This is a genomic window from Sphingomonas sp. STIS6.2, assembly GCF_000732685.2.
Classification (GTDB): Bacteria; Pseudomonadota; Alphaproteobacteria; order Sphingomonadales; family Sphingomonadaceae; genus Sphingomonas; species Sphingomonas aerolata.
This window is the reverse complement of record NZ_JPDP02000056.1, coordinates 1-15,209: the sequence shown is the minus strand read 5'-3', so window position 1 is coordinate 15,209 and position 15,209 is coordinate 1. Positions and strand designations below refer to the sequence as shown.

Annotated in this window: 11 protein-coding genes and 1 pseudogene; 2 read left to right on the top strand and 10 right to left on the bottom strand. The window is 66.3% G+C overall.

Annotation, left to right across the window (positions count from 1 at the left end; all coding sequences use genetic code 11):
• Positions 1-50 precede the first annotated feature (50 nt).
• The 7 genes from scpA to sphst_RS10265 form a co-directional block, all read right to left on the bottom strand.
• On the bottom strand, positions 51-2,201 hold the full coding sequence (gene scpA / locus sphst_RS10295; protein WP_107045489.1) for a methylmalonyl-CoA mutase: 2,151 nt from the start codon (positions 2,199-2,201) through the stop codon (positions 51-53).
• Positions 2,202-2,323: 122 nt separating this feature from the next.
• Positions 2,324-3,109 (bottom strand): enoyl-CoA hydratase-related protein, encoded by a 786-nt coding sequence (locus sphst_RS10290; protein ID WP_031396133.1) that lies wholly within the window; start codon positions 3,107-3,109, stop codon positions 2,324-2,326.
• Positions 3,110-3,323: 214 nt separating this feature from the next.
• Positions 3,324-3,743, bottom strand: coding sequence for a methylmalonyl-CoA epimerase (gene mce / locus sphst_RS10285; RefSeq protein WP_031396134.1), 420 nt, complete (start codon positions 3,741-3,743; stop codon positions 3,324-3,326).
• Positions 3,740-4,258, bottom strand: coding sequence for a hypothetical protein (locus sphst_RS10280; protein WP_043158376.1), 519 nt, complete (start codon positions 4,256-4,258; stop codon positions 3,740-3,742). Before sphst_RS10280 ends, mce begins: the two co-directional genes overlap by 4 nt.
• Positions 4,255-4,467 (bottom strand): hypothetical protein, encoded by a 213-nt coding sequence (locus tag sphst_RS10275; RefSeq protein ID WP_037530777.1) that lies wholly within the window; start codon positions 4,465-4,467, stop codon positions 4,255-4,257. The genes sphst_RS10280 and sphst_RS10275 overlap by 4 nt, the downstream gene beginning before the upstream one ends.
• Positions 4,464-4,766, bottom strand: coding sequence for a hypothetical protein (locus sphst_RS10270; RefSeq protein ID WP_031396137.1), 303 nt, complete (start codon positions 4,764-4,766; stop codon positions 4,464-4,466). The genes sphst_RS10275 and sphst_RS10270 overlap by 4 nt, the downstream gene beginning before the upstream one ends.
• A gap of 59 nt (positions 4,767-4,825) precedes the next feature.
• Entirely contained in the window at positions 4,826-6,352 is a 1,527-nt protein-coding gene (locus tag sphst_RS10265; RefSeq protein ID WP_031396138.1) for an acyl-CoA carboxylase subunit beta, read from the bottom strand.
• A 101-nt stretch (positions 6,353-6,453) separates the two neighbouring features.
• On the opposite strand from sphst_RS10265, the gene sphst_RS10260 reads away from it, so the two are divergent.
• Positions 6,454-7,848 carry a helix-turn-helix domain-containing protein gene (locus sphst_RS10260; protein WP_107045525.1) on the top strand — a complete coding sequence of 465 codons (1,395 nt, stop codon included), beginning with the start codon at positions 6,454-6,456 and terminating at the stop codon, positions 7,846-7,848.
• Between the two features lie 303 nt (positions 7,849-8,151).
• Here sphst_RS10260 and sphst_RS10255 read toward each other — a convergent pair whose 3' ends face one another.
• Positions 8,152-8,553, bottom strand: a complete 402-nt coding sequence (locus sphst_RS10255; protein ID WP_031441838.1) for an acyl-CoA thioesterase — start codon at positions 8,551-8,553, stop codon at positions 8,152-8,154.
• 170 nt (positions 8,554-8,723) lie between these two features.
• On the opposite strand from sphst_RS10255, the gene clpB reads away from it, so the two are divergent.
• Entirely contained in the window at positions 8,724-11,303 is a 2,580-nt protein-coding gene (gene clpB, locus sphst_RS10250; RefSeq protein WP_031396143.1) for an ATP-dependent chaperone ClpB, read from the top strand.
• 69 nt (positions 11,304-11,372) lie between these two features.
• Here the strand turns inward: clpB and sphst_RS10245 are convergent, their stop codons facing one another.
• Together sphst_RS10245 and sphst_RS10240 are read right to left on the bottom strand one after the other, a co-directional pair.
• A complete protein-coding gene (locus sphst_RS10245; RefSeq protein ID WP_031396144.1) occupies positions 11,373-14,453 on the bottom strand; it encodes a TonB-dependent receptor domain-containing protein in 3,081 nt (1,026 codons plus the stop codon).
• Between the two features lie 414 nt (positions 14,454-14,867).
• Positions 14,868-15,209, bottom strand: a pseudogene (locus sphst_RS10240) (TonB-dependent receptor); the annotation flags it as partial.

The following is a 15,209-nucleotide window of genomic DNA, read 5'->3' as shown; positions in this document are numbered from 1 at the left end:
GCGGCTGGCGGCGATGCCGACGGTGGCATTGGGGCTGATGCGGCGCGCGATCACGGCTGCCTATGCGAGCGATTATGCGGGCCCATATTATGGCCGAGGAGCTTCAACACGTCCTCGGCGGCCTGGATCAGGTTAGTGCCGGGTCCGAAGATCGCCTGGACCCCGGCATCACGCAGCGCCTGATAGTCCTGTGCGGGAATAACGCCACCCGCGATCACCTTGATATCCGCGCGTCCCGCCTCGCGCAGGTGGCCGATCAGCTCGGGGATCAGCGTCTTGTGCCCCGCCGCGAGGCTCGACGCGCCGACCACGTCGACGTCCTTGGCCAGCGCCAGCGCGGCGACCTCCGCCGGGGTCTGGAACAGCGCCCCCGGCACGATCTCGAACCCCAGATCGCCGAACATCGACGAGACGAGGTTGGCGCCGCGGTCATGCCCGTCCTGCCCCATCTTGGCGACCAGCATCCGGGGCTTGCGGCCCAGCCGCCGCTCGGTCGCTGCGACCCCGTCGGTCAGCCGCGTCCAGCGCGCATCATCCTCATAGGCGCCGCCATAGACGCCCGACACCGGTGTCGGCTGCGTCCCGTAGCGCCCGAACACATCCTCCATCGCCGACGAAATCTCGCCGAGCGTCGCCCGCGCCCGCGCGCACTCGACCGCCAGCGCGAGCAGGTTCTCGGACCCCTTCGCCCCCTCGCGCAGTGCATCCAGCGCGGCCCGGCACGCCTCCTCGTCGCGCGTCGCCTTCACCCGCGCGATCCGCTCGACCTGGCCGGCGCGCACCGCGACATTGTCGACGTCGAGTATCTCGATCGCGTCCTGTTCGGCGAGTCTGTACTTGTTCACCCCGACGATCACGTCCTCGCCGCGATCGACACGCGCCTGGCGCCCCGCCGCGGCTTCCTCGATCATCGCCTTGGGCCAGCCCGCCGCGACCGCCTTGGCCATCCCGCCCTCGGCCTGGATCCGCTCGATCAGCGTCCACGCGCCGTCGACCAGGCTCTGCGTCAGGCTCTCGACATAGTAACTGCCGCCGAGCGGATCGACGACCTTGGTCATCCCCGTCTCTTCCTGCAGCACGATCTGCGTGTTGCGCGCGATCCGCGCGGAAAAGTCGGTCGGCAGCGCGATCGCCTCGTCGAGCGCGTTGGTGTGGAGCGACTGCGTGCCCCCCAGCATCGCCGCCATCGCCTCGATCGTCGTGCGCATGACGTTGTTGTACGGGTCCTGCTCGGTCAGCGACACGCCCGACGTCTGGCAATGCGTCCGCAGCATCTTCGACCGCTCGTCCTGCGCGCCCAGCTCCGTCATCGCGCGGTGCCACAGCACGCGCGCGGCGCGCAGCTTGGCGATCTCCATGAAAAAGTTCATGCCGATCGCGAAGAAGAACGACAGCCGCCCGGCAAACTTGTCGATGTCGAGCCCGCTCGCGACGCCGTATTTCACATATTCCATGCCGTCGGCGATCGTGAAGGCGAGCTCGTGGAGCTGCGTCGCCCCCGCCTCCTGCATGTGATAGCCGCTGATCGAGATGCTGTTGAACTTGGGCATCTCGCGGCTGGTGTAGCCGAAGATGTCCGAGATGATCCGCATGCTCGGCTCGGGCGGGTAGATATAGGTGTTGCGGACCATGAACTCCTTGAGGATGTCGTTCTGGATGGTCCCGTCGAGCAGCGCGCGCGGCACGCCCTGCTCCTCGCCCGCGACGATGAAGAAGGCGAGGATCGGGATCACCGCGCCGTTCATCGTCATGCTGACCGACATCTTGTCGAGCGGAATCCCGTCGAACAGGATCTTCATGTCCTCGACGCTGTCGATCGCGACGCCGGCCTTGCCGACATCGCCCGTCACGCGCGGATGGTCGCTGTCATAGCCGCGGTGCGTCGCCAGATCGAACGCGACGGAGAGCCCCTTCTGCCCCGCGGCAAGATTCCGCCGGTAGAACGCGTTCGACGCCTCCGCGGTCGAGAACCCCGCATATTGCCGGATCGTCCACGGCCGCCCCGCATACATCGACGCCCGCACCCCGCGCGTGAACGGCGCGAACCCCGGGAGGCCAGGGTCGGCGGTCACGTCGTCCGCGGTATAGAGCGGCTTGACGTCGATCCCCTCCGGGGTCGCCCAGGTCAGGTCGGCGCCCTTCACCTCTTTCGCGGCGGCGGCCTCCCACTCGGCAAGCGTCGGATTCGGTTTGTCAGTCATACTCTAGTTCCCCGGCGAAGGCCGGGGCCCAGCCCTAAAATAAATCGCGCGCGGCAGCGCGTTCGATGCTGCGCATCGAGCCTGGGCCCCGGCCTCCGCCGGGGAACGAGAAGCGCGTGTCGTCACGTCCCCGTGAACACCGGCTTGCGCTTCGTCAGGAACGCGATCCCGCCCTCCATCGAATCCGCAGACCCGCGCGCCGCACGCTGGTTGACCGCCTCGGCCTCCATCGCGCCCGCATAATCGCTCGCATAGGCAGCCGTGATCGCGCGCCGCATCAGCCCCAATGCCACCGTCGGCATCGCCGCCAGCCGCTCCGCCAGCGCGAACGCCTCGGCGTCGAGCGCGTCGTCCGCGACGACCTTGTGCACCATCCCCCAGTCGAGCGCCTTGGCCGCGGGCACCCGCTCGCCCAGCATCATCATCTCGGTCGCCCGTGCGCGCCCGATCAGCCGCGGCAGCATCCACGACGCGCCGCCATCGGGCACCAGCCCGATATTGACGAACGCCTGGAGGAAATACGCGCTCTCGCTGGCGACGCAGAAATCCGCGGCAAGAGCGAGGCTGCACCCGATCCCCGCCGCCGGCCCGCGCACCGCGCTCACCACCGGCACGCCCAGATCGGCGATCGCCGCCATCGCCGGATTATAGCTGCCCGTCAGCGCCTGATAGGTCGCCGCACCCGGATCATCCGACCCCAGCGCCCCGCCACCGACATCCGCCCCCGAACAGAACGCGCGCCCCGCACCCGCGATCAGCACCGCCCGCGCACCATCGAGCGAGGCGACCGCGGCGGCGATCTCCTCGAACATCGCCGGCGGCGCCGCATTCAGCCGGTCGGGCCGGTTGAGCGTCAGCATCAGCACGTCGCCACGCCGCTCGCTCAGGATATGCTCATAGGCGGTCATGCCAGTCTCCCCCATCGATTACGCCCCGGTCGGCTAGCCCCACCCCTTCCGTTCGCCCTGAGCGAAGTCGAAGGGCAAGCCCCACCCCTTCCGTTCGCCCTGAGCGAAGTCGAAGGGCAAGCCCCACCCCCGCCGTTCGCCCTGAGCGAAGTCGAAGGGCCTGAGTCCCACGCACTCCGACCACGCCCAGCACCAACGGACGAAGGATGCGGGGTCAATGATCCTCCCCCGGCGTCTCCATCAACTCCACGAGCATGCCGCCAAAGTCCTTCGGGTGGACGAACACGATCGGCGTGCCATGCGCACCGATCCGCGGTTCGCCGAGCACCGTCGCGCCCTTCGCCTTCAGCTCCGCGACCGCGGCCGCGATATCGGGCACCTCGAAACACACATGATGCTGCCCGCCCGCCGGGTTCTTGCGCAGGAACCCCGCGATCGGCGAGCTGTCGTCATAAGGCTCGATCAGCTCGATCTGCGTATTGGGCGCATCGATGAAGCACACTTTCACACCCTGCGTAGGCAGATCGATCGGCTCCCCGATCACAGTCGCGCCGAGCAGCACCTGGTACGTCTCGACCGACTTCGCGATCGACGGCGTCGCGACCCCGACATGGTTGAGGCGGCCCAAAGTCATTGCGCATCCTCCGCCGCGGGCGGCGCAGGCGGCGGCGGCGGCACGACGCCCAGCGTGTAGCCGCACACCCCCAGCACCTGCCGCACCATCGCATCGCTCGCCGGCGCGACGAAATTGGCCTGCACCGCAAAGCCTGCGCCGTTGGTCGCCTCGACCCGCAGCGTCTTCGATTTGACCAGGAACGTCGTCAGCCGCGTGATCGCCACGGGATCGGTGATGTAGGTTCCCGTCCCCGGAAACTGCCAGTTATAGGTAAAGGCCGGCCCACCATCGAAGCGCACCGCGACCGGCTTGTCCGCGCCCTGCCCGAGCGACTGCGGCTGGATGAACTGGATCGACACGATCGACTCGGTGCCAACGTCGCACTTCACGACGAACCGCGACAGCCCGTCATTGCCCGTGACCGAGGTGGAGATGCTCCGCACCCCCGCCGCATTGGTCCGGTCGGCGAGCTTCCATGCGGGCGTCGCTGTGCTTGTCGCAGCCGCGGCTTGAAGCAGCAGAAGCGCGATCATTGCTCGATCCTCGGGGTCGGTCGTATCCCGGACCGCATTTCCTCGAACGTTTCCAGGCGGATCAGGCGTCCGTTGATCTGGATGACCGAGTCGACCACGCGTCGCACCTGACCGTTGGTCGCGGCAAGTTCCTCGTTCAATCGCTCGACCTTGCTGCGGAGCAGGATGACGGACTCGATCGTCCGCATCGCGTCGCCGATCATGCTCATGCGACACGCTTTGCGTCGAGCAGGCCGGCCTCGCGCAGCCTGGCGTCGATATCGGCGCGCAGACGCTGCTGCCCCTCGATCGCCGCATCGAGCGCGGCGTGCATCGCCGGGAGCGCCTCGTCGAGTTCGTGGATCAACAGCTTGAAGCGGTCGTCCTCGGTCATGTCGCCCTCGACGACATAGCGCGAGGTCGCCTCGCGAACGACATGCCCGACGGACATGCCGTTGCTCGCCGCAAACGCGTCGAGCGCCGCCTTGTGATCGGGGGTGGTCAGAAACGTCACGCGTTCGGTCTGCATGTCACGACTCCTTCGCATGACATGATAATGTGCTTGGCAGGACCCAACAAGCCGCCCCCTCAGAGCGGGATGTTGTCATGCTTCTTCCACGGATTCTCGAGTTGCTTGCCGCGCAGCTTGCGCAGCCCCAGCGCGATCCGCCGCCGTGTCGAATGCGGCTGGATCACCTCGTCGATGAACCCCTTGCTCGCCGCGACGAACGGATTCGCGAAGCGCGCCTCATACTCCGCGGTCCGCTCCGCGATCTCCTCGGGCGTCTTGCCGCGGAAGATGATCTCGACCGCGCCCTTCGCGCCCATCACTGCGATCTCCGCGGTCGGCCACGCATAGTTGAGGTCGCCGCGCAGATGCTTCGACGCCATCACGTCATACGCGCCGCCGTAAGCTTTCCGCGTGATCACGGTGATCTTCGGCACGGTCGCCTCGCCATAGGCGAACAGCAGCTTCGCGCCGTGCTTGATGATCCCGTTATGCTCCTGCGCGGTACCGGGCAGGAAGCCGGGGACGTCGACGAACGTCACGATCGGGATCTCGAACGCGTCGCAGAAGCGCACGAACCGCGCCGCCTTCTTCGACGAATTGATGTCGAGCACGCCCGCGAGCACCATCGGCTGGTTCGCGACGAAACCGACGGTGCGCCCCTCGATCCGCCCGAAGCCGGTGATGATGTTGGCCGCGTGCGCCGGCTGCGTCTCGAAGAAATCGCCCTCGTCGACGACCTTCCGGATCAGCTCGTGCATGTCGTAGGGCTGGTTCGCCGACGCCGGGATCAGCGTGTCGAGGCTTTCCTCGACCCGGTCCCACTCGTCCGCGGTCGGCCGCTCGGGCACGCCCGCCCGGTTCGATTCGGGCAGGAAGTCGAAGAAGTCGCGCGCCGCGAGCAGCGCCTCGATGTCGTTCTCGAACGCATTGTCCGCGACCGACGTCTTGGTCGTGTGCGTCACCGCGCCGCCCAGCGCCTCCTGCGTGACCACCTCGTTCGTCACCGTCTTGACCACGTCGGGCCCGGTCACGAACATGTAGCTCGAATCCTTCACCATGAAGATGAAGTCGGTCATCGCCGGGCTGTACACCGCGCCGCCCGCGCACGGGCCCATGATCAGCGACAATTGTGGCACGACGCCGCTCGCCAGCACGTTGCGCTGGAACACCTCGGCATAGCCGCCAAGGCTCGCGACACCCTCCTGGATGCGCGCGCCGCCGCTGTCGTTCAGCCCGATGATCGGCGCGCCGACCTTCATCGCGCTGTCCATCACCTTGCAGATCTTCTGCGCGTGGCGTTCGCTCAAGCTGCCGCCGAATACCGTGAAATCCTGGCTGAACACGAAGACGAGGCGGCCGTTGATCGTGCCGGATCCCGTGACCACGCCGTCGCCGGGGATCACCTGGTCCTGCATGCCGAAATCGACGCAATTATGCTCGACATACATGTCGAGCTCCTCGAACGATCCCTCGTCCAGCAGCACGTCAAGGCGCTCCCTTGCGGTGAGCTTTCCCTTGGCGTGCTGCGCTCCGATCCGCTTGATACCCCCGCCCACTCTTGCGGCTTCGCGGCGTCGTTCAAGCTCTTCGATCGTCGATGACATCGTCTCTCCGTCCTGCTGGGGGCTTTCACAGAGCGTGAGCCTTTGCGCAAATGCAATGTTGCAAACTTGTGCCACCCATGTTTGCAAACTACACCCGCAGCATGACCAATCCCCCACGCCGCCTCTTCGTCGGACACCGGCTGCGCGACCTTCGCGGCACGCTCGGGATCAGCCAGGCGGCGATGGCGGTCCGGATCGGCATCTCGGTCAGCTATCTCTCGCAGATCGAGAATGGCGACCGCCCGGTCAGCGAGGCGGTGCTCGTCACGTTGGCGCGCGAATTTCCCGCCGACTGGGGCAGCATCGACGCCGCCGACGACACCGCGCTGCTCGTCGCGACGCTCGAGGCGGTCACCGACACCAGCGTCGCCGCCCCCACGCTCGACGAAAGCGCGATCCGCCGCGCGGTGAAGCACCAGCCGCTGCTCGCCCAGCGCCTCGTCGCGATGCACGACGCCTATCGCCGCGCGCAGGAACAGTTGCGCGCGCTCGACGACCGTCTCGTCGCCGGCTCGGGCGCGCCCGGGCTGCTCCCCTGGGAGGATGTCCGCGACTGGTTTCACGCCGCGGGCAATTATGTCGACACGCTCGATCGCCGCGCGGAGGAAATCGGCGAGACGCTCGGCAGCGACCGGATCACAGCACTCGAGGCGCTGCTCGCGGCGCGCGGCGTCTCGGTGACAATCTCGGGCGCGCTGGCAGCACCGTTACGCGACTATGACGGCGCGACGCTGCGGCTCGACGGATCGCAGCCCGGCGAGACCACGCTCTTCTCGCTCGCGCATCAGGTCGCGCGCGGCGAATTCGCCGATCTGATCGCCGACATTGTCGCCGCCTCCGACATGGCGTCGGAGACCGCGCGCGCGCTGCTGACCGCGGGGCTCACCAATTACGCCGCAGGCGCGATCGTCATGCCCTATACCCGCTTCCGTGGCGAGGCGCGCAGCGTCCGCCACGATATCGACCGGCTGCGGCGGATCTTCGGCACCAGCTTCGAACAGACCTGCCACCGGCTCTCGACGCTCCAGCGCCCCGGCGCGCTCGGCATCCCCTTCTTCTTCTGCCGCGTCGACATGGCGGGCAACATCACCAAGCGCCACTCCGCCACCCGCCTCCAGTTCGCGCGCTTCGGCGGCGCCTGTCCCTTGTGGATCGTCCACGAGGCGGTCGCGATCCCCGACCGCATCCTGACGCAATTGCTCGAGACCAGCGACGGCATCCGCTACGTCTCGATGGCCAAGGGGCTGGTGAAACCGTCCGAAACCTATACCCGGCCCGCGCGCCGCTATGCGGTGGCGCTGGGCTGCGAGGAGGCGAACGCGTCCGAATTCATCTACGCCGACGCACTCGGCACCGGCGGCATCGCCACCCCGATCGGCGCATCCTGCCGCATCTGCCTCCGCCCCGACTGCGACCAGCGCGCGTTTCCGCCGGCCGCCAGCGAAATCCGCGTCGACCCCAACCGCCGCGGCGCGGTCCCGTATGAGGTGGTGTGACGACTAGGCCACCTCCCCGGCGAAGGCCGGGGCCCAGTTGGGGGCCGGAAATAACGTGAAGCGACGCGGAGTTACGAGGGCCTTCCCACCTGTACCCCGGCCTCCGCCGAGGAGGTGGTGTATATGGCTGACCGCTCGCCCCAATCGAGCGACCCCATGACAGGCGGCCGCATCGAGCCCGACCCCCAAAACCCGTCATCCCCGCGAAGGCGGGGATCCAGACTGGCAAACCAAGGTGGCACCCACAAAAGCCAGCCAGTCTGGCTTCCCGCCTCCGCGGGAATGACGGCGGGTCTAGGCCCCTCAATCCTTCGGAAAGAACCGCTCCACCACGTTACTCGCCAGTCGCGAAGGCCGCAGCGTCTCCGCATCCAGGCAGCACCAGCTCGACTTCACCTCGGCCAGCACATCCTCGCCGCGCTTGATGATCGTCTCGTAGAATGCCCGCGCGCCCTGTACCTTTTCGAGCAGCACCGTCGCGATCACGTCGTCGTCCAGAAACGCCGGCTTGCGGTAGGTAATCTCGTGTTTCAGCGCGACCCACAAATGCCCCGCCACAGCCTCGGCCGGAGCGAGCCGCTGCCAGTGATCGATCACCGCGGCCTGTACCCACTTCAGATAGTTCGCGTTGTTGACGTGACCCATGAAGTCGATGTCGGCCGGCTCGATGCCGATGGCGTAGATATGGGGAATGGCTGTTGACACCCCACCCATATAGCATGGGCGGGGGCTTATAGCGATGACGACGCTGCTTCGACACCGACAATAAACGCTATTCCGGCCCGCCGCGCTTGCCCCTAGCATGATGCAACGCCGCCCTCTTGTGTTGCCTAAATACAACACCATCTCTGGCCAAAGACCACAGGGATACGCCCATGAACATCGACAAATTCACCGACCGCGCGAAAGGCTTCCTCCAGTCCGCGCAGACCGTCGCGATCCGCATGAACCATCAGCGGATCGCGCCCGAGCATCTGCTGAAGGCGCTGCTCGAGGACGAACAGGGCATGGCCGCCGGGCTGATCGCGGCCGCGGGCGGCGACGCGAAGCGCGCGACCGCCGAGACCGACCTCGCGCTCGCCAGGATCCCCGCCGTGTCGGGCTCGGGCGCGCAGACCACGCCGGGCATCGACAATGACGCGGTCCGCGTGCTCGACCAGGCCGAACAGATCGCGACCAAGGCGGGCGACAGCTTCGTCACCGTCGAACGGCTGCTCGTCGCGCTCGCGCTCTCGCTCAACACCGCCGCGGGCAAGGCGCTCAAGACCGGCGGCGTCACCCCCGAGGGGCTCAACACCGCGATCAACAGCGTCCGCCAGGGCCGCACCGCGGACACCGCGGGTGCCGAGGACCGCTATGACGCGCTCAAGAAATTCGCGCGCGACCTCACCCAGGCGGCGCGCGACGGCAAGCTCGACCCCGTCATCGGCCGCGACGAGGAGATCCGCCGCACGATCCAGATCCTCGCCCGCCGCACCAAGAACAACCCCGCGCTGATCGGCGAACCCGGCGTTGGCAAGACCGCGATCGCCGAAGGCCTCGCGCTGCGCATCGCCAACGGCGACGTCCCCGACACGCTCAAGGACCGCCGGCTCATGTCGCTCGACATGGGCTCGCTCATCGCGGGCGCGAAATATCGCGGCGAGTTCGAGGAGCGGCTGAAGGGCGTGCTCGACGAGGTGAAGGCTGCCGAGGGCGACGTCATCCTGTTCATCGACGAGATGCACCAGCTGATCGGCGCGGGCAAATCCGAAGGCGCGATGGACGCAGGCAACCTGTTGAAGCCAGCCTTGGCGCGCGGCGAGCTCCACTGCGTCGGCGCGACCACGCTCGACGAATATCGCAAGTACGTCGAGAAGGACCCCGCGCTCCAGCGCCGGTTCCAGCCCGTCATGGTCGGCGAACCCACGGTCGAGGACACGATCTCGATCCTGCGCGGCCTGAAGGAGAAATACGAGCTCCACCACGGCGTCCGCATCACCGACGGCGCGATCGTCGCCGCCTCAACGCTGTCGAACCGCTACATCACCGACCGTTTCCTCCCCGACAAGGCGATCGACCTGATGGACGAGGCCGCGAGCCGGATCCGCATGGAGGTCGAGTCGAAGCCCGAGGAGATCGAGACTCTCGACCGCCGGATCATCCAGCTCAAGATCGAGCGCGAGGCGCTGAAGCGCGAGACCGACGAGGCGTCGATCGACCGGCTCGACACGCTCGAGGGCGACCTCGTCAATCTCGAGGAACAGTCCGCCGAGCTGACGACGCGCTGGAAGGGCGAGAAGGACAAGATCAACGCCGAGGCGCGGCTCAAGGAACAGCTTGACGCCGCGCGCCTCGAACTCGACCAGGCGCAACGCTCGGGCGATCTCGCCCGCGCGGGCGAGCTCTCCTACGGCACGATCCCCGGCCTGCAGCGCCAGCTCGACGAGGCCGCGGGCGCGACCAAGGGCGCGATGCTGCGCGAGGAGGTCAATGCCGACGACATCGCCGGCGTCGTCAGCCGCTGGACCGGCATCCCGGTCGAACGGATGCTCCAGGGCGAGCGCGACAAATTGCTCGCGATGGAGGCGACGATCGGCAAGCGCGTCATCGGCCAGGCCCATGCGGTCAAGGCCGTCTCGACCGCGGTCCGCCGCGCACGCGCGGGGCTGCAGGATCCCAACCGCCCCTTGGGCAGCTTCCTGTTCTTGGGGCCAACCGGCGTCGGCAAGACCGAGCTGACCAAGGCGCTCGCCGAATTCCTGTTCGACGATCCCTCGGCGATGGTCCGCATCGACATGAGCGAGTTCATGGAAAAGCACGCGGTCGCGCGGCTGATCGGCGCGCCTCCCGGCTATGTCGGCTATGAGGAGGGCGGCGTGCTGACCGAGGCGGTCCGCCGGCGTCCCTATCAGGTGATCCTGTTCGACGAGGTCGAGAAGGCGCATGGCGACGTGTTCAACGTGCTCCTCCAGGTGCTCGACGACGGCCGCCTGACCGACGGCCAGGGCCGCACGGTGGATTTCAGCAACACGCTGATCATCCTGACGAGCAATCTCGGCAGCCAGTATCTCGCCAACATGGCCGAGGGCGACGACGTGTCGTCGGTCGAACCCCAGGTGATGGAGATCGTCCGGTCGCACTTCCGCCCGGAATTCCTCAACCGGCTGGACGAGGTGATCCTGTTCCACCGTCTCGGCCAGGCGCACATGGCGCCGATCGTCGACATCCAGGTGTCGCGCGTCGACAAGCTGCTCGCCGACCGCAAGATCACGCTCGACCTCACCGAAGCCGCCCGCGCCTGGCTCGGCCGCGTCGGCTACGACCCCGTCTACGGCGCAAGGCCCCTCAAACGCGCGGTCCAGCGCTACCTCCAGGACCCCCTCGCCGACATGATCCTGCGCGGCGAGGTCAAGGACGGCGCGACCGTCCATATCGACGAGGGCGACGGGAAACTGGTGCTCGCGGTCGGCTGAGCCCCCGAACGGCAGGCACAAAAAAAGGGCGGGTCCCGAAGGACCCGCCCTCATGCAGAATGCTCGTTCTTAGAAGTCGACGCGAGCGCCGACCCGGAAGAAGCGACCCAGGACGTTCGCCGTCGTCCATGCGGGGTTGTACTGGTTGATGCTGTACCCGCCGCTCGGATCGAACGGGGGCTTGATGTCGAAGATGTTGAGCACGTTGGTGTACAGCGTAAACCGGTCGTTGACCTTGACCGTCGCGGTCATGTCGACGTTCCACGTTGCCTTCGCGTTGCACAGCACGGGCGAGCCGTCCTGGTACGTCACGACCGACGAACCGATGCTCGCCTCGCAATCGCCCTTCACACCGCTGTAACCGTTCGAGACATCGGTCGATGCCAGGTCATAGCCCCCGGTGTAGTAGGCGGTCGCCGAAAGCGACGCGGCTCCGACTTCGACGGTGTTCTGCCACGTCGCACGCCACTTGGGCGAACCCGAGCACGACGTGTTGTTGCAGGGGCTGAGCGTACCGTCATAGCGTTCGGTGTTGCCGTCTGCAGTCCGCTTGTCGAACCGGAGCAGGTAAGACGCATCGGCCGACGTGGTGAACGTGACGTTGTCGCCGATCGGGAAGCGCGCATTGGCACCAAAATCGATACCCTGCACGTTCTGCTGATCCGCATTCTGGTACGAGACCTCGATGAAGCCGATCTGTGGCAGTGCCGCAGGGTTGTCATTATCGGCCAGGCCGGGACGGACGACGACGCCGGGCAGGTTCACGACACCATTGTTCGCGTAATACTGCTCGAACGCGCCGGCCGAGCTGGCCGGGTTGATGATGCCCTTCACCTTGATGTTGAAGTAATCAACGGTGAAGTTGATCCGCGATGTCGGCTCGAAGATCGCACCGAGCGTCCAGCTGGTCGACTTTTCGGGGTCGAGGTTCGGATTGCCCGTTGAAGTGTTGCCGACCGAGAACTGACCCGTTGCATAGGAGTTGCCGCCATGCGCGGCGATGAACGCAGCCTGCGCCGGGATGCTCGGGTCGAGCGACCGCGTCACATAGCCCGTGGTCGGCAGGCCGTTAGCTTCGTTGAAGCTCGGGATGCGGAACCCCTTCGAATAGGTACCGCGCAACGAGAACTGCTCGATTGGGGTGAACTTCGCACCGATCTTTGGCGAGAAGTTGCTTTGACCCGACGAATAGTCGTCATAGCGGCCCGAACCGTTGATCACGAGCTGGTCGAGGACCGGCGCGTTGATTTCGAAGAAGGCCGACTTCACGTTGCGGCTACCCACTGCACCGACCGAATTCACGCCATAATAGCGGTCATAAGGGGCGGCGTCGTTCTGCGGGTTCGCGCTGGGGTTGTCGATCGACTCCTTGCGATAGGCCGCACCCACCGCGACCTGCAACGGACCACCTGGCAGCGTAAACAGCGCCTTCGAGATGTTGCCCTGGATCTGCCAGAGATCGGCCGTCGAGCGCGTCCGGTTTTCGGGCGCGATGTAGTTGCGACTCTCTTCCGAGTTCGCGCTCGGGTTGACGAAGTTATACGTCCCCCGCGCGATCACGTCGAGCAGGCGCTGCGGGATCAGGTAGTTCTTCTGGATGACGTCGAGCTGCGTGTTCGACGCGGTGAAGTCCGCATTGTAGTTCCAGTCGTCGCCGAACGAACCCTTGAGCCCTGCGGCGATGCGCAGCGCGCGCGAGTTGGTCTCGATCGTACGCGGCCGGTCATACAGGCTCAGCAGCTGCGCACGGTTGCCGCTTGCCGCGAAGGGGTTGTTCGGGTTCAGAACCCCGTTCCCCACGTTGCAGCCCGTGTTCAGCATCGTCAGCGAACCAACGCCGCCGGCGCAGACATAGGTCGGCAGGAAGAGCGGGTTCAGCACGACCGCACCCGGCGGCGTGGTCTGGTTGTTGTAGCCGAGCGGGCTCAGCTGCGTGAAGGTGTTGGTCCGGTAATAGTTACCCGAGACATAGGCCTGTGCGTTCTCGCCGACATTGGCGGTGAAACGACCGGCAAAGCCGTACCGCTCCTGTTGCGGCAATACCTGCAGATACTGCTTGCGGAAGTCCTGCTGACAGACGACCGACCCGGCGGTCGGGCTCTGCCCGGGAAGAACCGTCACGGGGTTCAGGTTGCGACACCCATCGGCCGCGTTCAGGATATTGTACCGGCCGAGCGCGGCGCCGGTCGCATCGACGGGACGGACCAGCGGTACGGTCGTCGACGCCAGTCCGGAAAACGTACCGTCGGCGTTGAAGAAGTTGCGTGCACCGGCGGGCTGGCGGATGCAGCTGCCCGCGTCGTTGCAGATCCGGCTCAGGTCCGACGAGTTGAACGGATAGCCGCGATCGCTCGCATTGACTGCTGCGGTGTTCTGATACTCGCCGTTGACGTAGAAGTTATAGCCCTGGGTGGCAAGGTCGCCATAGCCCCAGGTGGCATCGAGCCGCTGCTCGGCGCCGTCGCCGCGATCCGAAATGCCCGCAGATCCGTTGAGGTGGAGACCCTCGACCTGCTTCTTCATGATGACGTTGATGACGCCCGCGACCGCATCCGCGCCATAGGTCGACGATGCACCGTCCTTGAGCACTTCGATCCGCTCGACCAGCGCGCTCGGGATCGTGTTCATGTCGACGAAGTTGCGCTGGCCGTCATCGGCCAGCGGATAGGGTGCCATGCGAAGGCCGTCGAACAGCGTCAGCGTCGACTGGACCGACAGGCCGCGAAGCGACGCCGCGGTCGCCCCGGTCGCAAAGTTGCTGCCCGTGTTCCAGCCCTGGCTGATCGTACCCGCACCGTTCGACGTCAGCCGCTGCACGGCCTCGGCCGCGGTGTTGATGCCGCGCTCCTGCAGAGTCGCGGCGGTCAGCGTGGTGACCGGCGACGGGCCGGTGTCGCGCCCGCGGAACAGCGACCCCGTGACGACGATATCCTCGCCATCCTGTGGCGTGTTGGCGGTCGGCGGCAACTGCGCAGCGTCGGAAGCGGGTTCCGCTTCGTTGGTCGGGGCCGTCGTCGGCGCCGATGCGGGGGGCGGCACGGTCTGCGCCGACGCCGGGCCGGCAAAGACGATACCGGCACCCATCAGCATGAGCGCCTGCAAGGCGGTTCCCCCGCGCAGCGCGCAGCGTGCGAAACTCGAATTGGTCACTTGAGCGTTATCCCTCGCTTGTACCCTTGCGGCTGCATCGCAGTCCGCCGGGCAATGTCGCGCCCCCTTCATCGCGCGCAGTGACGCGACCCCAAAGGACAATGGCGATGGGATGGAGGTGCTGTCGCATCCTGTAAAGAATGCATCCGGGCGGCCGAATGCTTTGGCAATCTCGTGTAGCGAAAAAGACACAATCACTGGTGCTTTTTCTTACAATCTGTTGCTTTTTCCGACAGCAGATCCTCGCTACGCATAATAATTAGGCAAAGGCGTTTTCACGTCGCACCCGCGACAGGCGCTTGGCGAGGCCTTGGTCCGGGCTTCAGCGTCACTCCGGACCGGCCCCCAGGACACAAAAAAGGGGCGGCGGATCCATGATCCGCCGCCCCCCGATATCGCGTCCGGAAGGATCGCTTACATGTCGATCGTCAGGCCGACGAACAGGTACCGGCCGAGTGCATCATAGATGCCCGGATAGGTGTTGCCGTTGCCGAACGAGCCGATCGGCGAGGCCGTCGCGCTGAGGATCGGCGGCGTCTTGTCGAGCACGTTGTTGACGCCGAGGCGGTAGGTGACCTTGTCCGCGACCCGGATGGTGGCGGCGAGGTCGAAATAGTCCTGCGCCTTCACGCGGCCGTCATTGGCGAAGAACGGGCCGGCCAGGTCGGCATCGCCGCTGGTCCGCTCGAACTTGGTCGCCGACAGATGGCGCCAGTTGCCCGACAGGCCGATGCCACCCAGCGTGGTCAGCGACAG